A 20,968-nucleotide genomic window follows, 5' to 3' on the forward strand; every position below is an offset into this window, starting at 1 on the left:
AGGCGGCGGCGCCGCGACCGGGCAGGATGGAGTTTTGCCACCCCGACCTCCCCGCCCCGTGTGCGGCAGGGGATGGATCGGAGACCCTGCGCAGCGTAGAGAATGGCAAGCGACATCCTACGGTAACGCAATGTGCTTGCGTGATGGAAGTCCGTCGAAATTCCGGGGTCGGGTACAGAGTGATCCATTCAGCCGTTCAAGGCCCGGGATGGACTATTCGTCCATCTTGAGCGCCGAAATGAACGCCTCTTGCGGGATCTCCACCTTCCCGAACTGGCGCATCTTCTTCTTGCCGGCCTTCTGCTTTTCCAAAAGCTTCTTCTTCCGCGTGGCGTCGCCGCCGTAGCATTTCGCCGTCACGTCCTTGCGCAGGGCGCTCAACGTTTCGCGCGCGATGACCTTGCCGCCGATGGCCGCCTGAATCGGGATCTTGAACATCTGGCGCGGGATCAGGTCCTTGAGCTTGGCGCACATGGCACGCCCGCGCATCTCGGCCCGGTCGCGGTGCACCATCATCGAGAGCGCGTCCACCGGCTCGTCGTTCACGAGGATCTGCATCTTGACGAGGTTGTCTTCGCGGTAATCGGTGATCTCGTAGTCGAAGCTGGCATAGCCCTTGGTCACCGATTTCAGCCGGTCGTAGAAATCAAAGACCACCTCGTTCAGCGGCAGGTCGTAGACCGCCATCGCCCGGCCGCCGACATAGGTCAGGTCTTGCTGAAGCCCGCGCCGATCCTGGCAGAGTTTCAGCACGTCGCCCAGGAACTCGTCCGGCACCATGATGGTGGCCTTGATGCGCGGTTCCTCGATGTGGTCGACCTTGGACGGGTCAGGCATGTCGGCCGGATTGTGCAGGTCGGTGCGCGTGCCATCCTTCATGTAGACATGGTAGACAACGGAAGGGGCCGTTGTGATCAGCTCGATGTCATATTCGCGCTCGATCCGGTCGCGGATGACCTCAAGGTGCAACAGGCCGAGGAAACCGCAGCGGAAGCCGAATCCGAGCGCCGCCGAGGTTTCCATCTCGTAGGAGAAGCTGGCGTCGTTCAGGGCCAGTTTCTCGATCGCGTCCCGCAGGTCCTCGAACTCCGAACTGTCGACCGGGAAGAGACCGCAGAAGACCACAGGGATCGAGGGTTTGAACCCGGGTAGCGGCTCGGCGCAGGGTTTCTTGTCATGGGTGATCGTGTCACCGACCTTGGTGTCGCGGACCTGCTTGATCGAGCCGGTGAAAAAGCCGATCTCGCCGGGGCCCAGTTCCTTGACGTCCTGCATGGCGGGGCGGAAGACGCCCAGCTTGTCGACGCCGTATTTCGCCCCAGTCTGCATCATGCGGATGTTGTCGCCCTTTTTCAGGGTGCCATCCATGATGCGGATCAGGACAACCACGCCAAGGTAGGGGTCGTACCAGCTGTCGACCAGCATCGCCTTGAGCGGCGCGTCCGGGTCGCCGCCATGCGGAGGCGGCAGGCGGTTGACGATCGCCTCGAGCACGTCGGGGATACCGATACCGGTCTTTGCCGAAATCAGGCATGCATCGCTTGCGTCGATGCCGATGACGTCCTCGATCTGTTCGGCCACGCGCTCGGGCTCGGCGGCGGGCAGATCGACCTTGTTCAGGACCGGGATGATTTCGTGGTCGGCGTCGATGGCGGTATAGACATTGGCCAGAGTCTGCGCCTCGACCCCTTGCGAAGCATCGACCACCAGCAACGAGCCTTCGACCGCGCGCATGGAGCGGGAGACCTCGTAGGCAAAGTCGACGTGCCCGGGGGTGTCGATGAGGTTGAGGACATAGGTGTTCCCGTCCTGCGCCGGGTAATCGATGCGGACGGTGTTGGCCTTGATGGTGATGCCGCGCTCTCGCTCGATGTCCATTGCGTCGAGAAGCTGGGCCTTCATGTCGCGCTCGGCGACGGTTCCGGTCAGCTGGATCAGCCGGTCGGCCAGGGTGGATTTCCCGTGGTCGATGTGGGCGACGATGGAGAAGTTGCGGATGCGGGACAGGGGTGTGCTCATGACGTGCGATATGCTGTGGAACAAGGGTTTGGTCAAGTGGAGATGGGCGGGGCGTCCCGGGCATGGTCGTGCTGATGCGGCGCGCAACAGCGATTGCGCGCCGGTGCTTGGCCATCGCCGTATCTTGCCGGGAAGCGGAGGCCGAAGCAGCGGGCAGGCCCTTCAGAAGTCCCGTCGCAGCGGTTCGTTCGCCGCCCAGTCCTTGCGATCCATGATGTAGGGTGTTTCGCCGAAGTCCACGGCCCAGGTCTCGACGATGAATTCCTGTCCCGTGTCCTTCTGAAAGATCGAGGCAACCGTGTGGGTCCAGAATTCGCGCGTCATGAAGCCGATCGTGACGCGTTGGCCGGGACGGTGAAAGCGAAGGTCGCCGGCGTCGTCCAGCATCTTGAGGTAGACGGCGGTATTCACCATTTCGTCGACGCAATCCTGCGCCTTGACGCCCATCTGCAAGGTCGATCCGGCCCTGTCGCGGTCATATCCAGTCTTGCGTCCCACCACGACCTCTAGCCGGCGCAGGGTCTCGGCCAGGGCGCGGCGCTCGGCGCCAGCGTTGCGCGGGTGGCTGCGCAGAGGCGCTCTGGCGCTGGACCATTCGGCGGGGCTGAGTGAAACGGCGACGCGTTTGCGGCAGTTGTAACTGCCGCAAACCTGGAAAGCGCCAGGCTTGGGATCGGTCACGCCAAAGTTTTGCCGTGCACGGTCGAGTCCGCCACTATCGACATCGCAGCCGGCCAGTCCGATTGTGCCCAGGAAGCAGGCCAGCAGAGCCTTTTGACGCATTTCCGAAGGTCCTTCTTTGACGGGATTTCCTTGGCAAATGGACGTCCCCGGGGCAACGCTGTGCGGTTCACGCGGCGCCGGGATGGTGGGAAACGGCAACAGGTTGAATGGGGGCATGGGCGTCTCTGGGGGATTTCCGGACCGTGCCGCCGAATTTTGCGCCCATATGGTCCTCACAGTTGATTGGAGAAGTTTGATGACCCGTACCGTTGCCATCGCCATTCTTGTTCTTGCGGGTCTGTCCGCCGTTGCCGTCGAAGCGGAGCCCCAAGAACGTAAGACCACGGATCGAAGCGCCCGGATCGACGGGTTTGCCGGGGCTTCGGGGACGGGAAAGACCCTTGCGGGCGGCTTTGCCAGCGACGGCGGTCTTGGCGGGACGCGTTGATCCGGGAAACCCGCTGTTTACCCCGACATGCCTAGGGTGCCCCGGGCAAGAAGGGGCAGGCGATGGCAAAGGTCGAGGCGGTTCTGGCACGGGCCAGGTCACATGAACGCAAGGGCGACATGGCACAGGCACGTGCGCTTTGCCGTGACGTGCTGGCGCGCTATCCCGGCAACTCGCGGGCGCGGGCCCTGATTGCCCGCCTGCCAGAGCTCGCGCCGTCGCAGCAGTTGCTGGAAAAACTCGTCGAGGCGCACAAGGCCGGGGAGACGCTACTTGTGGCCGAACAGGCGGCGCGCCTGCTGCCGATCTATCCCGAAAGCTATGTTCTGTGGCAGATCCACGGGGGTGTCCTGCTGGAATTGGGGGCCTACGCCCAGGCGGAAACCTCCTTGGCTCGGGCGGCAGAGCTGCGCCCGGACCTGGCGGAGGCGCGTGTGAACCATTCGGTGGCCCTGCGTGCGGTTGGCCGCATGGATGCAGCCGAGGCAGAGGCGCGCGCCGCGCTGAGGTTCACGCCGGGGCATACGGGTGCCATGATGGAACTCGCTGCGGTGCTGGCGGACAGGGGCGATCTGCCCGAGGCCGCCAGCCTGTGCCGTGAGGTGATCTCGCGGGTGCCGGACGTGGCTGTGGCGCACAATATCCTTGGCGTATCTGCCTACGAGGAGGGCCGTTTCGAAGAGGCGCAGGCCTGCTACTTGAAAGCGATCGAGGTTGCGCCGGGCTTTGCCGAGGCGCATCGGAACCTTGCCGGATTGAAGACCTGGCAAGGAGAAGATGCGCAACTGGCGCAGATGCTGGCGCTGCACGATGATCCGGCGCAATCGCCCATGGACCGGGCGCGCATCTGCTTCGGGGTGTTTCACGCCTTTGACAAACTGGGACAACCGGATCGGGCCTGGCCTTACCTGGAGCAGGGGAATGCACTGCGCAAGGCGCTGATGGGCTACGATATTTCGCAGGATCGGGGCCTGTTCGAACGGTTGCGCGCGCTGGAAGCTACTCCTTTGGAAGAGGTCGCGCCGGCGCCGGTGGTGCCCATCTTCATCCTCGGGATGCCCCGATCCGGGACGACCCTCACGGAACAGATCATCTCGTCCCATGCCGAGGTCGCAGGTGCCGGGGAGCTCTCGCTCTTTGCGGATCTGGCACGGGATTTCCTGTCCGGGGCGCCCGTGACCCAGGCGGCCCTGCAGGACTTGCGCGCGGGCTACCTGCAGGGGTTGGCGGCTCTGGGTGGCGGTGCGCGGTGCGTGACCGACAAGATGCCGCACAACTTCTGCTTTCTGCCGCTGATCTGCGCTGCCGTGCCGGAGGCGCGGATCGTGCACGTGGTGCGGGACGCTGCTTCGGTCTGTTGGTCCAACCTTCGGCAGTATTTCACCGCGCAGTCGCTGGGCTATTGCTATGACCTCGATGACGTCGTGGCCTATCACGGGTTGTACCGCGACTGGACGGACCGGTGCGAAGCAGCATGGCCCGGCAGGGTTCGGCGGTTGGACCATGCCGCGCTGACCGCCAACCCCGGGGCCGAGATCCGGGCGTTGATCGCCGACCTGGGGTTGGAGTGGGACGCCGCCTGCCTTGCGCCGCAGGATAATCGACGCCGGGTGCACACGGCGTCGGCGGGGCAGGTGCGACAGTCGGTCTACAAGGTGCCAACCGATGCCTGGGCGCCCTATGCGCCCTGGGTCGGCAAAGCCTTTTCCCGGCTGCGCGTTGATTCTTGAAGCTTTTCCCTGTTTGGCGCATGATGCGCCCGAGGGCAGTGCCGGGGTAGACGAAAAATTCGCGTCCGGGCAACGAGAGACAGGTGAGATGAAGCAAGCAGTTATTCTGGCTGCCTGCCTTGGGCTGGCAGCCTGTGGTGGCGGAACAGCATCCAAACGCAGCTATGGGGCCGCGCCGCAAGTGCGCATCAGTTCGGGGCCGATCGCCAACGCCTGCGTGGCGGCGGGTCGGCAGGGGGCGACGCGACGCCTGTGCGGGTGCGTACAGGGGGTCGCCGATCAGGACCTTTCGGTGTCGGATCAGAGGTTGGCGGTCTCTTTCTTTTCCGATCCGCATCGGGCGCAGGAAATCCGGCAATCGGACAACCCGCGGCACGAGGTGTTCTGGAAGAAATACAAGGCCTTTGCCGCCCGCGCCGAACAGGTTTGCCGCGGGCAGTAGGCCGGACCGTCACCCGGACCGGGCGTGTGCGAGGATTAGCGCAACCAGGCAATCAAGGCTGTCCGTCCAGGCCACGTCCCCTGGCAGCAAGGGGGCGGCCAGCGAAAGCTCGGTGCAGGCGATCAGGATGTGATCGGTGCGCTCTTGCAGGCGCCGGGCCTCTTCGGTCAACGCCGGCAGGATCTCTTCGGGTGGCGCACCGGCCTTGATCGCGCGGATCATCCCCAGCAGCGGCGCGTCGTCCGGCGGCGCGGTGAAGGGCATGTCGAGGTAGGTATCGAAGATCCCGGTCAACCGTGTCGCCGGCGAGGCCAGGATGCCGACGCGCCCCTTGCCCTCCAGCGTCTGCGCGGTGGCGGCCAGCATGTCGAGAAACGGCAGATCGGTGGCCGCGCGGATACCTGCGGCATAATGATGCGCGGTGTTGCAAGGCATGGCCAGCGCGGTCGCCCCCGCAGCGGCCAGGTCGCGGGCCATCTCTTGCAGGACGGGCAGGGGCGAGGGACCTGTGCCATCGATCAGGGCGGCGATGCGCGAGGGGACGCCCGGGTTCTGATGCACGATCACCGGGACATGATCCGCGTCGTCCTGCGCCGGCACCGCATCGAGCAGTTTCTGCATCAGCAGGATGGTGGCCTGTGGCCCCATCCCGCCGAGAATGCCGACGGGCTTCATGCGCGGGATTTCACGTCGAATGCATGGGTGTAGCCGGTCAGCCCGATGGCGCCGCCGGTGTGCAGGAAGACGACGCGCTCATTGCTCTTGAAATGGCCGTTGCGGATCAGGTCGATCAGTCCCGCAGCCCCCTTGGCCGAATAGACCGGGTCCAGCAGGATCGCCTCGTGCCGGGCAAAGAGGTCGATCGCCTCCAGCGTGCTTTCGGCGGGAATGCCGTAGCCGTCGCCGACGTAGTCCGTGTTGGCAACCACCGCCTCGCGCGCGACCACCCCCGGACAGCCCAGCTTGTCGGCGGTCTTCAGGGCAAGGTTGTACACGTTTTCCTCTTGTTTCGCTTTGGGCGCACGCACCCCGATCCCCAGCAGCGGGATACCGGCGTTCATTGCGCACAGCCCGGTGATCAGTCCGGCCTGTGTCCCGGCAGAGCCGGTGGCGTGGACGATGTGATCGACGCGCAGACCTGTCTCGGCGAACTGGTTCAGCATTTCCAGCGCGCAGTTGACGTAGCCGAGCGCGCCTGTCGCGTTCGATCCGCCGCCGGGAATCGTGTAGGCACGCTTGCCATGCTCACGCATGGTTTCGGCCACGGCCTCCATTTCGGCGTTCATGTCCAGGTCAGGCCCACGATGTTCGATCGAGGCGCCGTGGAGCACGTCCAGCAGGACGTTGCCGTTGTAGCGATAGTTCTCGTGATTGTAGCCTGTGCGGTCTTCGAGCAGGATATGACATTCCATGCCCAGTTTCGCCGCCGCCGCCGCCGTCTGGCGGGCATGGTTGGACTGGGTTGCGCCCTGGGTGAGGACGACGTCGGCGCGTTGCTCCAGCGCCTCGGCCATGAGGAATTCCAGTTTGCGGGTCTTGTTGCCGCCGGTCGACAGGCCGGTGCAATCGTCGCGCTTGATCCAGATTTCCGGGCCGCCAAGGAATTCGGTCAGACGAGGCAGCGGTTCCAGCGGCGTGGGCAGATGGGCAAGGCGGACACGGGGGAATTTGGCGAGGTTCATCTTTCAACTTTCATTTGCGGCACAGGCGCGTGGGGACAGGTTTGCGAGGCGGGCTTCTGCCGTCAAGGCGTGTCCGGTCATGCCTTCGGCCCGCGAGATGACAGAGGTGGCATGGGCCAGGGCGGGCAGGGCCTCGTCGCGGGCACGTTGCCAGGTGACGGTCTTGAGAAACTTGTGCACCGAGAGCCCGCCAGTATAGCGCGCGGCGCCGCCGGTGGGCAGGACGTGGTTGGGGCCGGAAGCCTTGTCGCCAAAGGCGACGGTGGTCTCGGCCCCCAGGAACAGCGAGCCGTAGCTGGACAGGCGCGCTTGCCACCAGAGCAGGTCGGCGCATTGGACATGCAGGTGTTCAGGGGCATAGCGGTCGGCCTCGGATGCCATCTCCTCGCGGCTGCGGCAGAGGACGATTTCGCCCATCGCCTCCCAGGCCTCGCGGGCGGCGCGGGCATTGTCGCCGCCAAGGCGTGCGCAGGTGCGCGGCATGATCTCTGCCACGCGGCTGGCCAGCGGTTCGTGATCCGTCACCAGCCAACAGGGCGAGGTCGGTCCGTGTTCGGCCTGTCCTGCCAGATCCAGAGCGACCAGTTCCGGATCGGCAGTGGCATCGGCCAGGATCAACACGTCCGTCGGTCCGGCGAACATGTCGATGCCCACGGGACCGTAAAGCTGGCGCTTCGCCTCGGCGACATAGGCGTTTCCGGGGCCGGCCAGCACGTCGGCGGGGGGTGTTCCGAAAAGACCGTAAGCCATCGCGGCGATCCCTTGCACGCCGCCCAGGGTCAGGATCGTGTCGGCCCCGGCAAGTTGCATGGCATAAAGCGTCGCCGGATCTATTCCCAACGCGGTCCCCTCCGCGTCGCGACGGGGTGGGGCGCAAGCGGTGACATGCGGCACGCCGGCGGCGCGGGCGGTGGCGATGGTCATCAATGCCGATGCGATATGCGCGTACCGCCCGCCGGGGACGTAGCAACCGGCCGCCGAAACCGGCAGGCTTTTCTGACCTGTGGTCAGGCCCGGATGCAGTTCGATCTCGAAGTCCTGGACCGAAGCGCGCTGCGCCTCGGCAAACCGGCGGATGTTGTCATGTGCATAGGCCAGCGCCTGTTTCAATGCATCGGGCACCTGGCGGGCGGCGTGCTGCATCTCTTCGGGCGATACCGTGATGTCGCCGGTCCAACCATCAAGGCGGCCGGCATAGTCACGCGCGACCTCTGCGCCGCCGCTCTTGAGGCGGGCCAACATGATTTGCACGGTGTCGGAAATTTCCGCGATCGAGGCGGGGGGCAGGCCGGGGGCGGATTTGATCAGGCGGGACATGCGTTTTCCTTGACGTGGGCGGACAGGTTCACAAAAACGGAAATTGTGACCTCGGAGATTCTGCGATGTTGATGAAAGGCGTGACGTTGCGCGGGCTCGAGGTCTTCGAGGCGCTGGCGGAAACTGGCTCGGTCGCCAAAGCGGCCGAGATGACGGGATTGAGCCAGCCCGCGGTCAGCCAGCAGATGCGCAACCTTGAAGGGGCGCTGGGCGTGGACCTTCTGGATCACGGGCGTCGGCCGATGCAGCTGACCCCGGCGGGCCGGTCGTTCCTGGGGCGGACCCAGGCGGTACTGCGGCAGTTGCGGTTGGCTCAGAATGAACTGACAGTGATGGATCTCACCCATCTCAGCACGCTGAGCCTTGGGGTGATCGACGATTTCGACAACGACCTGACGCCGCGCCTGGTCACCATCCTGGCCGAGAGCATGACGCGCTGCCGGTTCAAGCTGATCACCGCGCCCAGCCACGAGATCTCCGAGGAGATCAAGGCGCGTCGACTGCATCTGGCGATCTCTGCCAGCAGCGGCGAGGTGATGGAGGAAATCGTCGAATATCCTTTGGTAAGAGACCCTTACATCCTTGTCTGCGCCCGCGGTGCGGTCGAGGCGGCGGGCGGGGTCGAGGCGATGATGCGGGCGCTGCCGATCCTGCGCTACGATCGTGCACAGCTGATCGGGCGCCAGATCGAGGCTCACCTGGCGCGGCAAAAGCTGGAATTCGCCGAAAGATTCGAGATCGGGGCACACCTGTCGCTGATGACCCTGGTGGCGCGTGGCATGGGCTGGGCGATCACCACGCCCTTGGGATACATGCGCGCCGGGCGCTACCACGAGCAGATGGAGGCGCATCCCGTGCCCTTCAAACCCTTCTCGCGCACCATTTCGCTGTTTGCCGGAACGGACTGGGCGGACCGGGTGCCGCGCGACGTTGCGCGCACCATGCGGATGCTGGTGAGCGACATGGTCATTGCCCCGGCGCTGGCGCAGTTGCCCTGGCTGGAGGGCGAGCTGAGGGTGATGGAAAGCTGACGGCGCGCGGCATCGGCGCGCGAACAGCACGTTGACCTGTCGCATGACGCCAGATTGCCCTAAGGGCATGCCCTGTCCACGGGGCAATCGTCTGTTTTGGGAAGGAAATGCCGCAGTTTCGAAAATCGTGAAACTGCCCTTGGTCGGCTAGCCTTCGACGTGGTCCACGAAAGCCCGGACAGAGGCCTCGAACCCGCGCGGATCTTCGGCGTGCAGCCAGTGCCCTGCTTTCGGGATCTTGGCAAACCGCGCCTTGGGGAACAGTTTGCGAATACGGGGGCGGTGTTCAGCTTGCACATAGTCGGACTGACCGCCCGAGAGGAACAGCGTCGGTCCTTCGTAGCGCCCCTCGATTTTGGGAAACCCCAGAATCTTGGGCATTTCCCGGGCCAGAGTGTCCAGGTTCAGCTTCCACCGCTTGTTCTGCACGTCCAGAGACTGGGTAAAGAAACTCTGCAGCGTCTTGTCGTCGACATGCTGCGCCAGTTGTTCCACCGCGTCAGAGCGCTTTTCGACGCGGGAGAGGTCAACCGCGCGCATGGCCTCGATAAACTGGATCTGGCTGTGGGTATAGGCAACGGGCGCGATGTCCGCGACAAGAAGAGAGGCCAGCTTCTCGGGGTGTTGCAAGGCCAGGACCATTGCTGCCTTGCCGCCCATTGAATGCCCGACCACATGCGCGCGTCCGCCGTGGGCGTCGATCAGTTCTGCCAAGTCCCCCGCGAGGTCGGGGTAGCTGTGGGTTTCAGTCCGGGGGCTGTCGCCGTGATTGCGCATGTCCGGGGTCAAAATGTGCCAGCGGTCGGACAGGCGCTTGGCGATCACTCCCCAGTTACGCCCCGAGCCGTATAGCCCGTGAACGATGACAAGGGGGATACCGTCGGGCGTGCCGTGAGAAAGCGTGTTCAACATGGGCAAGACATACGATGCGCGGTGGTCAAGGGCCAGTGGTCGCGCGTCAATCGCGCATCGGCGTGCCGTGTAGGCGCAGGAACAGGCTTTCTTCATCGTCGTTGCGGAAGAAGGGGACGGAGGCGGGCGGGGTGGCGTCCGTCGCGCGCGCCGCCACTTCTGCCAGAACGACCTCGGTGATGAAGGGCATGTCGTAATCGCGGATCTCGTCCACGGCGATCCATTGCAGGTGGGAAAGTTCGTCCGTGGCGGCGTCGAAATCATCCGGGTCCGAGGCGAGTTCATCCGCGTCGAGCAGGAAGAACCGCGCATCGAAGCGGCGCGGACGTCCCGGCGGGGTGATGGCGCGAAAAATGAACTGCAGCGGTTCGGCCGAGGGGCGGTGCCCAGTGCCGGCGAACTTCAACCAGTCTTCGGGGATCGATTCGGGCCAGGGGGCGGGAACGCCCAGGATTTGCCCGGTTTCCTCCCACAGTTCGCGCACGGCGGCGACGGCCAGCGCGCGGGCCATCTCCGGCGAGGAATCTTCGCTCAGCCGCGCGGCGCAGAGCGGCGGCAGGGCGCGGGCCAGCGGTATCTGCGCGTCCTGCGCATCGACCGCGCCACCGGGAAAGACGAACTTGTTGGGCATGAAGGCGGCCTTGGCGCCGCGCTGTCCCATCAGGACGCGCGGGCGCGTGGCCCTGTCGCGCAGGACAACCACCGTGGCGGCATCGCGGATCGCGGTCTTGTCGATGGGCTTGGTCGTCGTCTCGGTCATCTGCGTCCCTCAGCTTGGGGGCGCAAAACCATGCATGCCGCGTGCCCACTGGAAGGCCACGATCACCCCTTTCAATCGGGGCAGAAGATAGAGCGAGAGCGCGACGCAGCCAACGCCAAAGATCGTGAACAGGACCAGTGGTTCCGGGCGCCAGGTGGTAAAGACCACGTGCAGAAGGGGCGCCATCAGGTGCCCGACGATCAGGATCGTCAGGTAGGCCGGGCCATCGTCCGCCCGGTGATGGTGCAGTTCTTGGCGACAGACCGGGCAGTGATCTCGCACGGTCAGGTATCCCGACAACAACGGGCCATTCCCGCAATTGGGGCAGCGTCGCCTCCAGCCCCGCCAAAGCGTCGGCCACAGGCTGTCTTTTTCCGGAGTGTCCGGCATGTCGTCCATCTCAGTTATACGCGTTACCGTGATGCAGGATGGGGGCGCGGACGATGCTGCGGAAGGGTGCAAAACGTCATTGCGTCCGGATGTCACAGATCACGGCAGCGTGAAGGCAAAGCCGAAATTTCTTGCGACGGAATTGCCGGGCTGGGCCGTGATAGCCTGCAGAGACGCCCGGAGAGCGGGCGGCTTGTACACCCGAGACAAACTCTGGAAGGACAAGGAAATGAAAACGACTGCACTCTGGATCACTGGCGCGATGGTCGTGGTGATGGGCACCGCGGGTCTGGCCTCGGCCAAGGGCATGGAATTTGGCGACCACGGGCCGCGTGGCGCCGTCATGCAGGAAATGTTTGCCGAGATCGACACCGATGGCGACGGCAAGGTGACCAAGGAAGAGATCGAGGCCTTCAAGACCGCACGGTTCGAGGCCGCGGACACCGACGGTGACGGCAAGCTGTCGCGCGAAGAAATCGCGGCAGCCCGCGATGCCCGCCGCGTTGCGCGAATGCAGCAGATGATCGAGCGGCTGGACCAGGACGGCGATGGGCTGCTGAGTGCCGATGAACTGGCTGCAGGTCCGGACCGGCGCGCGCCCCAGGACATGTTCGACCGGCTGGATGCTGACGATGATGGCGCGCTGACCCTGGAAGAGATCGAAAAGGCGCGTGGTGCCTTCCATCGCGGCGGCAAGGCCCGCTTTGGGCACAAGGACCGCGAACACGGTCAGCGTGGCGGGCATGGCCATCACGGCGGCATGGGCTTTCCGTTCTTTGGTGGCCCCAACATGTCGGACGACAGCTGATTGAAGAGACCGGGCGGCGCAGGCCGCCGCCCGGACCGTTGCACACGGCGAGCTGCCGGGATAGCGCGGAACGATGGACGGGATATGCCTTTCGAAGCCATGAGTACGGCAGCCGACGAAGACCTGCTGGCGGATTACGCTGCCGGCAACGCCAGTGCGGCGCGGGTTCTGACCCAGCGCCTTGCGCCGCGCGTCTTCGCACATGCCATGCGGATGCTGGGCGGCGACCGGGCCGAGGCAGAGGACGTTTCGCAGGAAGCGCTGTTGCGGCTCTGGCGTGCGGCGCCGGGGTGGCGCATGGGCGAGGCCAAGGTCTCGACCTGGCTGTACCGGGTGACGGCGAACCTCTGCATCGATCGCATCCGGCGGCGGCGTGGGGGGACGGACATCGACTCGGTACCCGAGCCGGTGGACGAGACGCCCTCGGCGGCGGCGGGACTGCAGCAGCAGGCCCGCGCCGAGGCTCTGCAGGGGGCGCTGGATGCCTTGCCCGACCGGCAGCGCCAGGCGGTGATCCTGCGTCATATCGAGGGGCTGCCCAACCCCGAGATCGCCGAGATCATGGACATCGGGCCGCGCGCGGTCGAGAGTCTGGTGGCGCGGGGCAAGCGGGCATTGGAGGCGGCGCTGATCGGGCGCCGCGCAGAACTGGGATATGAAGACGATGACTGAGCGCAAGGACAACCGGGACGATCCTGTGCTGCCCAAAGGCAGGCAGGAGGACGATGCGCTGGGGCTGTTTTTTGCCGCCGCCCGCGCCGAGACGCCGCAACCGGGCGGCGATTTCCTGGCCCGGATCGAGGCACAGGCGCTGGCCGAGCAGCCGCGCGTGTCGTCCCCGGCGCCGGTTGTCCTGCCGCGCAGGCCGGAACGGTTGGCGCAATTGCGCGAGGCGCTCGGCGGCTGGATCGGGGTGACCGGGCTGGCGACTGCCTGCGCGGCGGGGATCCTGATCGGGGTCAGCTCGCAGGATAGTCTGTCGGTTTTCTGGGGCGGCGATGCCGCCGGGCTGGGAACGCTCGGTGTCGATCCTCTGAGCGGTTTCGACCTTGCGTTGATGGAAGGGTAGGCAATGGCGTCGGAAAAGAAAAACACGGCTCGGCCCGGACGCTGGCTGCGCATTCTGCTGTTCATGTCGCTGGCGCTCAACCTGCTGGTGGTTGGCGCGGCGGTGGGATTCTTCCTCAACGGGCCGCCTGCGCCGCGTGGCGACCGAAGCGATCCGGTGCTGCCCTACACGCGTGCCTTCGACGAGGACCAGCGGCGCGAATTGCGCCGCGGGCTGTGGCGGGCGATGCGCAAGGATGCCGGTACCATGCGGGCGGGCTATCTGGCGGATTACCAGCGCGGTCTTGACCTGCTGCGGCAGGACCCGTTCGACCAGGCCGCTCTTGCAGCGTTGCTGGCGGATCAGGCCGCCCGCGGCGTCGAAGTGCGGGCGCGCGGTCAGGAGGTCCTGTTGAAGTTCCTGGCCGAGATGAGCCCGGAAGAGCGTCGCGCCTATGCCGACAGGTTGGAATCCGAACTGGAGCGGATGCGCAGCCGCGGAAACCGGCGGGATGGCGACAAGGACGGACGCCAGTCGCCGAAACCGCCGCGCGACTGAGCGCGGCGGATTTTCGTCAAGTCAGCCCGGCGCGCCGCGCCTCGGCTTCTTTGTCGTTGCTGACAGGTAGGGATTTGGCCAGTGACGTGGACCCAACCGTGGGTAATGGACGTACCGTGTCGGCCATGACCACCGTGTTGCGTCCCTTGTCCTTGGCCGCGTAAAGCGCCTCGTCCGCGCGTTCGATCAGTTCCAGCGGGCTGGTGTCATGGCCGGGGCGACCGATCGCGACCCCGATCGACAGCGTCACGGTCAGCTGCCTGCCGTCGGGCAGGGTCACTGGCTGGCGCGACATGATCCGGCAAAGCCGTTCCGCCGTGCGCTTGGCCGCGGTTCGGCCGGCGTCTGGCATGGCGACCAGGAATTCCTCGCCTCCCCAACGCGCGATCAGGTCGGCGGCGCGCAGATTGTCCTTGAGACGCTGCGCCAGGGTGACAAGAACCGCGTCTCCGGCGCCGTGGCCGTGGTTGTCGTTGACCTGCTTGAAGAAATCGAGATCCGCCAGCAGAAGGGCATAGGGGCGTTTCTGAGCCGCCGCGCGGTCTGCCAGACGCGACAGATGCGGCACTGCGTAACGTCGGTTGTACAACCCCGTGAGAGGGTCGCAGACCGCTGCGCGTAGCCCGTCGCGCATGTTGGCGCGCAGCCGGTCGTTGGTGCGCTTGCGTTCGATCTGTTTCTTCAGCCGGATGGCCAGTTCGTCGAGGTCGAGGCCCGAACTGAGCAGGTCGTTCGCCCCCATGTCCAGCGCGCTTGCCGCCTCGCGCTGCTGGTTGGGCTGCGCAATGTAGATCAGCGCCGAATGGCGGGTGTGACGGCTGGCGCGCAGTTGCGGCAAGAGCGTCAGGGCCTCGCCGGAACTGCCCGGCGCCTCGGTGACGATCACGACATCCGGTGCGCGGGCGTGTTCGCGCAGCGCGTCCTCGGGGTCGACGACCTCGATCCGGTCGGAAATGCGGGTGGCCAGCCCTTCGCTCAGGACCTTCGTCTCGGGCAGTTTTGGCGGCGAGACCAGGCGCACAAGGCCCGGTGCCACGAAAGCAGCCCCCTCTTCCGCAAGGCCGAGCGCGCGCTGGGTGTCGTCGCGCAGTTGCAGTTCGGCCTCTGCGTCGCGGGCACGCAGAAGAGAGCGCAGCCGGGCCAGCATGACAAGGTCATCTACCGGACGGGTCAGCACATCGTCAGCGCCCGCCGCAAGCGAGGCGAGCCGTTCACCGGGGTCATCGGCGCCATGCAGGATCACCACGGGGATGCGCACGCTGGATGGCAACTTGTTGACTTCGGCGCAGAGCGCACGCCCGGTCATGTCGGGGAGTTCGGTGGCAGTAATCACGAGATCGGGCGAGAGCTTGCGCAGAAGGGCCAGCGCAGTCTCGCCGCTGTCGGCTTGGATCACGTCGTAGTAGGCGGCTGACAATTTGACACGCAGGATGATGCGGTTCGTCGGAACCGAATCGACTATCAATATCCTTCCGGTCATCTTTCGATACCCCCGCGTATGCAGGTTAGCCGCAGTTAGCTGCGCTTGCACTTTTCTTAACACTCAGCTTTGATGATTATTGGTTAAGAAACCCTTTCGGAGAGAGATCAAAATGGATCTGTCGCGGGAAGCCGCCGAAACCGTCGGCTTGCAGGCTGTGGCCTGGCTGGCCGGAAATGACGAGTTGTTGCAGGTCTTTCTAGGCGCAACCGGGGCCTCTCAGGAGGATTTCCGGGAGGGGCTGCAGGACCCCACCTTCCAAGGGTCCGTTCTCGATTTCCTCCTGATGGATGACGCCTGGGTGATGGAGTTCTGCGAGGCGCAAGGCCTTCGACCGCAGGATCCTATGGCTGCGCGGATGGCCCTGCCGGGCGGGGAAACGGTGCACTGGACATGACTTTAGCCGCGATCGAGGCGGTGCTTTTCGACAAGGACGGCACCCTTTTCGATTTTGCAGAAACCTGGAACGCCTTTGCGGCGCGTCTGATCGTAAATCTGGCCGGCGGAGATGACCTGAGGCGACACGGGTTGGCGCGGGTCCTGATGTTCGATCTGGAAACGGGCCGTTTCCTGCCGGGCAGTCCGGTGATCGCGGGGACCAACCGCGAGGTGGCGGAACTGATCGCGCCCATCCTGCCCGAACGCAGTATCGAAGAGCTTGAATCGACGATCATCGCCGAAGCGGCTGACGCCCCGTTGAGCGAGGCGGTGGCGCTGGTGCCCTATCTCGCCGGTCTGGCTGCGCGCGGGCTCAGCCTGGGGGTGATGACCAACGACAGCGAATCCGTGGCGCGTGCGCACCTGCGAACCGCCGGGATCGAGGGGATGTTCGATTTCGTCGCCGGGGCCGACAGCGGCCACGGCGCCAAGCCGTCGCCGGCGCCCTTGCTGGCCTTTGCCTCGGCGACAGGCCATGCGCCGGACCGTGTGATCATGGTCGGTGACAGCCTTCACGACCTTGCCGCCGGTCGGGCGGCAGGCATGTGGACGGCCGGCGTGCTGACCGGGATGGCGGATGCGGACACCCTGGCGCCGATGGCGGACGTGGTTCTGCCCGACATCGGGTATCTTCCGGACTGGCTCGCTGCACACGGAACCTGAAAGCGACCGATTTCGTCGGTTTTGCGAAGGAAGGCGCGGTGCGGGCGCTGTGTGATGGTGGGCACCAGACACGGAGAGCCACCATGCCGGATGCCGTTGAAGCTACCTTGACCGCCCAGAAACGCCGCCGGACCGGGGGGCGCGCGGGCAACCGTCGCCGCGACGGCGCGGCAATCGAACAGATGCCTTGGCGCCTGCCACTCAACATCGATCGCCCCACGGAACCGCTGACCGAGGAAGGCGTGGAACGCCTGCACCATGCGACAATGCGCATCCTCGAAGAGATCGGGATCGAGTTCCTGCACCCCGAGGCGGTCGAGATCCTGCGTGCCGCGGGCTGCACCGTCCAGGGCGAGAACGTCCGCATCGGACGTGACATGGTCATGGAGATGCTCGCCAAGGCCCCGGCGAAGTTCACGCTGATGCCGCGCAATCCGGACCGCAAACTGACCATCGGCGACGGGCACATCCTCTTCGGCAACGTTTCTTCTCCGCCGAATTACTATGACCTGGAGATCGGAAAGAAGGTCTCGGGCACCCGGCAGCAATGCGCGAACCTGCTGAAGTTGACGCAGTATTTCAACTGTATCCATTTCGCGGGCGGCTATCCGGTCGAGCCCGTGGACGTGCATGCAAGCGTGCGTCACCTGGATGTGGTCTTTGACAAGCTGACGCTGACGGACAAGGTCATGCACGCCTATTCCCTGGGCCAGGAGCGGGTCGAGGACGTGATGGAAATGGTGCGCATCAGCCAGGGGATCAGCCACGAAGAGTTCGAGGCGCTTCCGCGGATGTATACCAACATCAACTCGACCTCGCCGCTGAAACACGACTACCCGATGATGGACGGCTGGATGCGCTTGGCCCGGCGCGGGCAGGGGCTGGTTGTGACCCCCTTCACGCTGGCCGGTGCGATGGCGCCGGTGACGATGGCGGGCGCAGTGGCGCAATCCCTGGCCGAGGGTCTGGCGGCAGTGGTGCTGGCGCAGATCATCAACCCGGGTGTTCCCTGCGTGATCGGGACCTTCACCTCGAACGTCGACATGAAGACCGGCGCCCCGGCCTTCGGCACGCCGGAATACATGCGCGCGACCCAGATGACCGGCCAGATGGCGCGTTTCTACGGGTTGCCGATGCGGTCTTCGGGGGTCTGCGCCGCCAACGTGCCGGATGGACAGGCCATGTGGGAAACGGAACACTCTCTCTGGGCCGCGGTCCAGTCGGGCACGAACATGGTCTATCACGCGGCGGGCTGGCTGGAAGGCGGGCTGGTCGCCAGTCCCGAGAAATTCATCATGGACTGCGAGGTGTTGCAGCAGATCCAGCGCTACCTCGAACCCGAGATCTGCGATGTCTCGGACGATGCGCTGGCGGTCGAGACGATCCGTGAAGTGGGACCCAACGGCCATTTCTTCGGTGTTGACCACACGCAAGAGCGCTACGAAACCGCTTTCTACCAACCTTTCCTGTCGGACTGGAAGAACTTCGAGGCCTGGGAGGCGACTGGTGCCGTCTGGACGGCCGAACGCGCGCACACGCTGTTCAAACGCATCCTGAACGAGTTCGAGGCGCCGCCGATGGATCAGGCGATCCGCGAGGAACTGGAGGACTTTGTCGCGCGCCGCAAGGCAGAGGGTGGGGCGCCGACGGACTTCTGACCCAGGACCTGAGGTGGAGAGTTCCCTTGCGGAAATTCGGGCAATTGTACCTGTTTCCGGATTCTTAATCGCTGATCGCCATGCTCCGACCAAGGCGTTGAGGAATGGCAAGATGCATGGGTTGATCCTGCGGACCTTCCAGGTCTTTGTGGAGGATACATATGGCCCCGGGATATGGGCCGACGTTGCCGAGAAGGCGGGTCTTGAGATGCCCGACTTCGAGGCGATGCTGAACTATGCGCCCGAAACCTACAGCGCGCTGATCAGTGCGGCGGAAACCGTGCTTGATAAGCCTGCCGAGGCGATCTGGGAGGACGTGGGTACCTACCTCGTGTCGCACCCCAACAGCGAGGGCTTGCGCCGCCTGCTGCGCTTCGGGGGCGTCGATTTCATCGAGTTCTTGCATTCCCTGGACGACCTCCCGGACCGGAGCCGCCTGGTGGTCGCCGATCTTGTCCTGCCTGACCTGGAGTTGACGGATAACGGCAGCACCCAGTTCAAGTTGCGGGTGGGCGATGGCCTGCCCGGGTTCGGATACGTCATGATGGGGGTCTTGCGGGCGATGGCCGACGACTACGGCGCGCTGGTTCTTCTCGATACCGAAAGCGGGCGTCGGGGCGAACAGTATTTGATGGTAACGGTGATCGAGACCGCCTATGCCGAGGGGCGCGAGTTCGAACTGGCCGCAAGCAGCGGTGGTGGGGGCGAGGGATGAGCATCCTCCCCGAGGAAATCCTGCATCTGATCTGTCCGATGCACCTGCTGCTGGAGCCTTCGGGCCATATCCGGCAGGCCGGTCCGACCTTGCACAAGATCAGTCCCGAACCGCTTGAGGGCGCGCTCTTCCTGGAGGTGTTCGAGGTGTTTCGCCCGCGCGCCGTGACCTGCATGAAACAACTCATGCAGACCGAAGGCCGCAAGATTCGCCTGCGGCTGCGGGGGGGCGTCCGTACACAACTCTACGGCGTGCTTGTTGCCGATGGGCAGGGTGGCGCCGTGATCAACCTGTCTTTCGGCATCCACGTGATGAGCGCGGTGCGCGACTATGCTCTGACGAGCTCGGACTTTGCGCCCACGGATCTCGCTGTCGAAATGCTGTACCTGGTCGAGGCAAAATCCGCTGCGATGGATGCCTCTCGGAACCTGAACACCCGGCTTCAGGGCGCAATGGTTGCCGCCGAGGAGAGGGCCTACACGGACACGCTGACCGGGCTGCGCAACCGCCGTGCGCTTGACGCCGTGCTGGAGCGTTTCAAGCGTGGACGGGGGCCGTTTTCCCTGATGCATATCGATCTCGATTTCTTCAAACAGGTCAATGATACCTTGGGGCATGCGGCCGGCGATCTGGTGTTGCGGCATGTCGCTCGCATCATGACGGATGTGATCCGCAAGGATGATACCGCGGTCCGCGTCGGTGGAGACGAGTTCCTGATTGTTTTCGGCGGTTCGATGCAGCCCGAGCGCCTTGGCGAGATTGCCGGCGATCTCATTGACAGGATCGAGCAACCAGTAAGCTACGATGGGCGGGAGTGCCGGGTTTCCGCCAGTATCGGCATTGCGACCGCCGGCGGGGGTATCGACAATCCGGATGAGTTGCTGGAACAGGCAGACATGGCGCTCTACGCCTCAAAACGCGCTGGGCGTGCGCAGTTCTGCTTCTTCGGAGAAGGCCCCGCGGGGGAAGGTCCGACGAAGGTGGCGAGTAAGTGAATTTCCTGCAATTTTGGTCTTGATCCCGCTGAATCCTCATCGTAAGTAGCGCGCCACGGTTGGGGTGTAGCCAAGTGGTAAGGCAACGGTTTTTGGTACCGCGTACCGTAGGTTCGAATCCTACCACCCCAGCCAGTTACTCGCTTCGCTCGTAACGTCTTGCGCTTCAAGGGCTTCAGGCTCTTGGGGGGCGGCCTCAGTGACCCAAACGATGCCCCAGACGGTCTGCTCCTAGTCTGATCCTTGCGAGCCTTTATCTTGTTGGACCGTCCGACTTCGAAGAGCTGAACCGATACCGGAACTGACGCGGCCTACCAACCGACCCGTTGCCTCTGCGATAGGCGCAACATTTCTGGACACCGAAAAACGCATCTCTTCAGAAAACACCGTCTCGACGCGCTCGATTGCCATTTCCTCACGCTCGTCTATCCGTCCATCGGCCTCCATCACCTCCCGCAGGAAAGCGAGTATGTCGCCCAGCATCACATCGGCTTTGCAGTCCGGATTGTCCCGCGCGAATGCTGAGAGAGTGGCGGCGGTCGCCCTGATCTCGTAGTCGTCGCGTTTCTGGCTGACGAACTCAAGTCCTGCGTCCACGAACTGTTCCGAGTATCCCCACTGCCGGACGAAGTAGTCCTTGATCGCCCTGAGTTCTTGTTCGTGGACATGGCCGTCCACTGCGGCAATCTTCAGTGCCAGCGGTGCCATCAGGTCGAAGAGCCCGAGCCCCAGAACATCGATAGGCGTGTTGATGAACTCGGGTATGACCTTGGTCTTGCCGCCGTCGGACTTGAGATATCTTGTGATGCCCACCCACGCTCCACCCGAGATAACACTCGCAGCGACAACCCATCCGATAGGTGTGGCTGCGGTTCCGATGCCGATGGAAGCCAGCAAACTCGGAGCAGCAAAAAACTTCTGCGCGACGAAAGCCGAACTAGCGACTTGAGCTCCTGTAGCCGCAACTCCAGCAACATCCCAGGCCTCGAAGACTGCTTTCTTCAGCCGCACCGTGGCATAGACGTCATCTCCGATACCGAGTTGTGCTTTGAACCGAAGATCGTCCTCGACAACATTGAGCTACTCCCCATCTTTTGGATAGGAACTGGCGTAATTTAAGCTACTCGTTGCACCTGCTGATCGGGTTGGTT

Annotated in this window: 23 protein-coding genes and 1 tRNA gene; 14 read left to right on the top strand and 10 right to left on the bottom strand. The window is 64.4% G+C overall.

Going from position 1 to position 20,968, the window contains the following annotated elements; genetic code table 11:
* Positions 1-213: 213 nt before the first annotated feature.
* Both lepA and RBB42_RS23810 read right to left on the bottom strand, forming a co-directional pair.
* The gene (gene lepA, locus RBB42_RS23805; protein ID WP_305971920.1) at positions 214-2,019 is read right to left on the bottom strand and encodes a translation elongation factor 4; all 1,806 of its coding nucleotides are present in this window, start codon (positions 2,017-2,019) and stop codon (positions 214-216) included.
* 162 nt (positions 2,020-2,181) lie between these two features.
* Entirely contained in the window at positions 2,182-2,802 is a 621-nt protein-coding gene (locus RBB42_RS23810) for a hypothetical protein (RefSeq protein WP_305971921.1), read from the bottom strand.
* Positions 2,803-2,998: 196 nt separating this feature from the next.
* Between RBB42_RS23810 and RBB42_RS23815 the strand changes: the two genes are divergently transcribed.
* From RBB42_RS23815 to RBB42_RS23825, 3 genes are all read left to right on the top strand, one after another.
* The gene (locus tag RBB42_RS23815) at positions 2,999-3,190 is read left to right on the top strand and encodes a hypothetical protein (protein ID WP_305971922.1); all 192 of its coding nucleotides are present in this window, start codon (positions 2,999-3,001) and stop codon (positions 3,188-3,190) included.
* A gap of 62 nt (positions 3,191-3,252) precedes the next feature.
* Complete coding sequence (locus RBB42_RS23820; protein ID WP_305971923.1) at positions 3,253-4,920, top strand: tetratricopeptide repeat-containing sulfotransferase family protein; 1,668 nt, start codon at positions 3,253-3,255, stop codon at positions 4,918-4,920.
* Positions 4,921-5,008: 88 nt separating this feature from the next.
* Positions 5,009-5,362 (top strand): arginine transporter, encoded by a 354-nt coding sequence (locus RBB42_RS23825; RefSeq protein ID WP_305971924.1) that lies wholly within the window; start codon positions 5,009-5,011, stop codon positions 5,360-5,362.
* A gap of 9 nt (positions 5,363-5,371) precedes the next feature.
* Here the strand turns inward: RBB42_RS23825 and cuyB are convergent, their stop codons facing one another.
* Genes cuyB through hisD form a run of 3 tightly spaced genes read right to left on the bottom strand, consistent with a single transcriptional unit; the run spans position 5,372 to position 8,361 of the window.
* The gene (cuyB, locus tag RBB42_RS23830) at positions 5,372-6,037 is read right to left on the bottom strand and encodes a cysteate racemase (RefSeq protein WP_305971925.1); all 666 of its coding nucleotides are present in this window, start codon (positions 6,035-6,037) and stop codon (positions 5,372-5,374) included.
* Entirely contained in the window at positions 6,034-7,044 is a 1,011-nt protein-coding gene (cuyA, locus tag RBB42_RS23835; protein WP_305971926.1) for a D-cysteate sulfo-lyase, read from the bottom strand. Before cuyA ends, cuyB begins: the two co-directional genes overlap by 4 nt.
* A 3-nt stretch (positions 7,045-7,047) precedes the next feature.
* A complete protein-coding gene (gene hisD, locus RBB42_RS23840; protein WP_305971927.1) occupies positions 7,048-8,361 on the bottom strand; it encodes a histidinol dehydrogenase in 1,314 nt (437 codons plus the stop codon).
* A gap of 65 nt (positions 8,362-8,426) precedes the next feature.
* Here hisD and RBB42_RS23845 point away from each other — a divergent pair, with 65 nt between their 5' ends.
* Entirely contained in the window at positions 8,427-9,392 is a 966-nt protein-coding gene (locus RBB42_RS23845; protein ID WP_305971928.1) for a LysR family transcriptional regulator, read from the top strand.
* Positions 9,393-9,539: 147 nt separating this feature from the next.
* Here the strand turns inward: RBB42_RS23845 and RBB42_RS23850 are convergent, their stop codons facing one another.
* From RBB42_RS23850 to RBB42_RS23860, 3 genes are read right to left on the bottom strand one after another with little or no spacing between them, the layout of a single operon-like run.
* Positions 9,540-10,304 carry an alpha/beta fold hydrolase gene (locus RBB42_RS23850; RefSeq protein WP_305971929.1) on the bottom strand — a complete coding sequence of 255 codons (765 nt, stop codon included), beginning with the start codon at positions 10,302-10,304 and terminating at the stop codon, positions 9,540-9,542.
* 46 nt (positions 10,305-10,350) lie between these two features.
* Complete coding sequence (locus tag RBB42_RS23855; RefSeq protein ID WP_305971930.1) at positions 10,351-11,064, bottom strand: NUDIX hydrolase; 714 nt, start codon at positions 11,062-11,064, stop codon at positions 10,351-10,353.
* Positions 11,065-11,073: 9 nt separating this feature from the next.
* A complete protein-coding gene (locus RBB42_RS23860; RefSeq protein ID WP_305971931.1) occupies positions 11,074-11,463 on the bottom strand; it encodes a DUF983 domain-containing protein in 390 nt (129 codons plus the stop codon).
* Positions 11,464-11,683: 220 nt separating this feature from the next.
* Between RBB42_RS23860 and RBB42_RS23865 the strand changes: the two genes are divergently transcribed.
* From RBB42_RS23865 to RBB42_RS23880, 4 genes are all read left to right on the top strand, one after another.
* Positions 11,684-12,262 carry an EF-hand domain-containing protein gene (locus RBB42_RS23865; protein ID WP_305971932.1) on the top strand — a complete coding sequence of 193 codons (579 nt, stop codon included), beginning with the start codon at positions 11,684-11,686 and terminating at the stop codon, positions 12,260-12,262.
* Positions 12,263-12,346: 84 nt separating this feature from the next.
* Entirely contained in the window at positions 12,347-12,934 is a 588-nt protein-coding gene (locus RBB42_RS23870) for an RNA polymerase sigma factor (RefSeq protein WP_305971933.1), read from the top strand.
* Positions 12,927-13,331, top strand: a complete 405-nt coding sequence (locus RBB42_RS23875; protein WP_305971934.1) for a hypothetical protein — start codon at positions 12,927-12,929, stop codon at positions 13,329-13,331. The genes RBB42_RS23870 and RBB42_RS23875 overlap by 8 nt, the downstream gene beginning before the upstream one ends.
* A gap of 3 nt (positions 13,332-13,334) precedes the next feature.
* Positions 13,335-13,868, top strand: a complete 534-nt coding sequence (locus RBB42_RS23880; RefSeq protein ID WP_305971935.1) for a periplasmic heavy metal sensor — start codon at positions 13,335-13,337, stop codon at positions 13,866-13,868.
* A 16-nt stretch (positions 13,869-13,884) separates the two neighbouring features.
* On the opposite strand, the gene RBB42_RS23885 is transcribed toward RBB42_RS23880, so the two are convergent.
* Positions 13,885-15,333 (bottom strand): diguanylate cyclase, encoded by a 1,449-nt coding sequence (locus tag RBB42_RS23885; RefSeq protein WP_305971936.1) that lies wholly within the window; start codon positions 15,331-15,333, stop codon positions 13,885-13,887.
* Between the two features lie 127 nt (positions 15,334-15,460).
* On the opposite strand from RBB42_RS23885, the gene RBB42_RS23890 reads away from it, so the two are divergent.
* The 6 genes from RBB42_RS23890 (at position 15,461) to RBB42_RS23915 (ending at position 19,952) form a co-directional block, all read left to right on the top strand.
* Positions 15,461-15,745 carry a DUF3572 domain-containing protein gene (locus RBB42_RS23890; protein ID WP_305971937.1) on the top strand — a complete coding sequence of 95 codons (285 nt, stop codon included), beginning with the start codon at positions 15,461-15,463 and terminating at the stop codon, positions 15,743-15,745.
* Positions 15,742-16,449, top strand: a complete 708-nt coding sequence (locus RBB42_RS23895) for an HAD family hydrolase (protein ID WP_305971938.1) — start codon at positions 15,742-15,744, stop codon at positions 16,447-16,449. Before RBB42_RS23890 ends, RBB42_RS23895 begins: the two co-directional genes overlap by 4 nt.
* An 83-nt stretch (positions 16,450-16,532) precedes the next feature.
* A complete protein-coding gene (locus RBB42_RS23900) occupies positions 16,533-18,107 on the top strand; it encodes a trimethylamine methyltransferase family protein (RefSeq protein ID WP_305971939.1) in 1,575 nt (524 codons plus the stop codon).
* 112 nt (positions 18,108-18,219) lie between these two features.
* Positions 18,220-18,822 (top strand): heme NO-binding domain-containing protein, encoded by a 603-nt coding sequence (locus RBB42_RS23905; protein ID WP_305971940.1) that lies wholly within the window; start codon positions 18,220-18,222, stop codon positions 18,820-18,822.
* Positions 18,819-19,817, top strand: a complete 999-nt coding sequence (locus tag RBB42_RS23910; RefSeq protein WP_305971941.1) for a GGDEF domain-containing protein — start codon at positions 18,819-18,821, stop codon at positions 19,815-19,817. Before RBB42_RS23905 ends, RBB42_RS23910 begins: the two co-directional genes overlap by 4 nt.
* 60 nt (positions 19,818-19,877) lie before the next feature.
* A tRNA-Gln gene (locus RBB42_RS23915) sits at positions 19,878-19,952 on the top strand.
* 96 nt (positions 19,953-20,048) lie between these two features.
* Here the strand turns inward: RBB42_RS23915 and RBB42_RS23920 are convergent.
* Positions 20,049-20,828, bottom strand: a complete 780-nt coding sequence (locus tag RBB42_RS23920) for a TerB family tellurite resistance protein (RefSeq protein ID WP_305971942.1) — start codon at positions 20,826-20,828, stop codon at positions 20,049-20,051.
* Positions 20,829-20,968 lie beyond the last annotated feature (140 nt).

This window comes from Mameliella sp. MMSF_3455 (genome assembly GCF_030733205.1).
In the GTDB taxonomy this organism is placed as follows: domain Bacteria; phylum Pseudomonadota; class Alphaproteobacteria; order Rhodobacterales; family Rhodobacteraceae; genus Antarctobacter.

What these genes read in the sequence shown, in the direction of transcription:
- lepA (WP_305971920.1), bottom strand. Translation starts at nt 2,019, where the DNA reads ATGAGCACACCCCTGTCCCGCATCCGCAACTTCTCCATCGTCGCCCAC.
- RBB42_RS23810 (WP_305971921.1), bottom strand. Translation starts at nt 2,802, where the DNA reads ATGCGTCAAAAGGCTCTGCTGGCCTGCTTCCTGGGCACAATCGGACTG.
- RBB42_RS23815 (WP_305971922.1), top strand. Translation starts at nt 2,999, where the DNA reads ATGACCCGTACCGTTGCCATCGCCATTCTTGTTCTTGCGGGTCTGTCC.
- RBB42_RS23820 (WP_305971923.1), top strand. Translation starts at nt 3,253, where the DNA reads ATGGCAAAGGTCGAGGCGGTTCTGGCACGGGCCAGGTCACATGAACGC.
- RBB42_RS23825 (WP_305971924.1), top strand. Translation starts at nt 5,009, where the DNA reads ATGAAGCAAGCAGTTATTCTGGCTGCCTGCCTTGGGCTGGCAGCCTGT.
- cuyB (WP_305971925.1), bottom strand. Translation starts at nt 6,037, where the DNA reads ATGAAGCCCGTCGGCATTCTCGGCGGGATGGGGCCACAGGCCACCATC.
- cuyA (WP_305971926.1), bottom strand. Translation starts at nt 7,044, where the DNA reads ATGAACCTCGCCAAATTCCCCCGTGTCCGCCTTGCCCATCTGCCCACG.
- hisD (WP_305971927.1), bottom strand. Translation starts at nt 8,361, where the DNA reads ATGTCCCGCCTGATCAAATCCGCCCCCGGCCTGCCCCCCGCCTCGATC.
- RBB42_RS23845 (WP_305971928.1), top strand. Translation starts at nt 8,427, where the DNA reads ATGTTGATGAAAGGCGTGACGTTGCGCGGGCTCGAGGTCTTCGAGGCG.
- RBB42_RS23850 (WP_305971929.1), bottom strand. Translation starts at nt 10,304, where the DNA reads ATGTTGAACACGCTTTCTCACGGCACGCCCGACGGTATCCCCCTTGTC.
- RBB42_RS23855 (WP_305971930.1), bottom strand. Translation starts at nt 11,064, where the DNA reads ATGACCGAGACGACGACCAAGCCCATCGACAAGACCGCGATCCGCGAT.
- RBB42_RS23860 (WP_305971931.1), bottom strand. Translation starts at nt 11,463, where the DNA reads ATGGACGACATGCCGGACACTCCGGAAAAAGACAGCCTGTGGCCGACG.
- RBB42_RS23865 (WP_305971932.1), top strand. Translation starts at nt 11,684, where the DNA reads ATGAAAACGACTGCACTCTGGATCACTGGCGCGATGGTCGTGGTGATG.
- RBB42_RS23870 (WP_305971933.1), top strand. Translation starts at nt 12,347, where the DNA reads ATGCCTTTCGAAGCCATGAGTACGGCAGCCGACGAAGACCTGCTGGCG.
- RBB42_RS23875 (WP_305971934.1), top strand. Translation starts at nt 12,927, where the DNA reads ATGACTGAGCGCAAGGACAACCGGGACGATCCTGTGCTGCCCAAAGGC.
- RBB42_RS23880 (WP_305971935.1), top strand. Translation starts at nt 13,335, where the DNA reads ATGGCGTCGGAAAAGAAAAACACGGCTCGGCCCGGACGCTGGCTGCGC.
- RBB42_RS23890 (WP_305971937.1), top strand. Translation starts at nt 15,461, where the DNA reads ATGGATCTGTCGCGGGAAGCCGCCGAAACCGTCGGCTTGCAGGCTGTG.
- RBB42_RS23895 (WP_305971938.1), top strand. Translation starts at nt 15,742, where the DNA reads ATGACTTTAGCCGCGATCGAGGCGGTGCTTTTCGACAAGGACGGCACC.
- RBB42_RS23900 (WP_305971939.1), top strand. Translation starts at nt 16,533, where the DNA reads ATGCCGGATGCCGTTGAAGCTACCTTGACCGCCCAGAAACGCCGCCGG.
- RBB42_RS23905 (WP_305971940.1), top strand. Translation starts at nt 18,220, where the DNA reads ATGCATGGGTTGATCCTGCGGACCTTCCAGGTCTTTGTGGAGGATACA.
- RBB42_RS23910 (WP_305971941.1), top strand. Translation starts at nt 18,819, where the DNA reads ATGAGCATCCTCCCCGAGGAAATCCTGCATCTGATCTGTCCGATGCAC.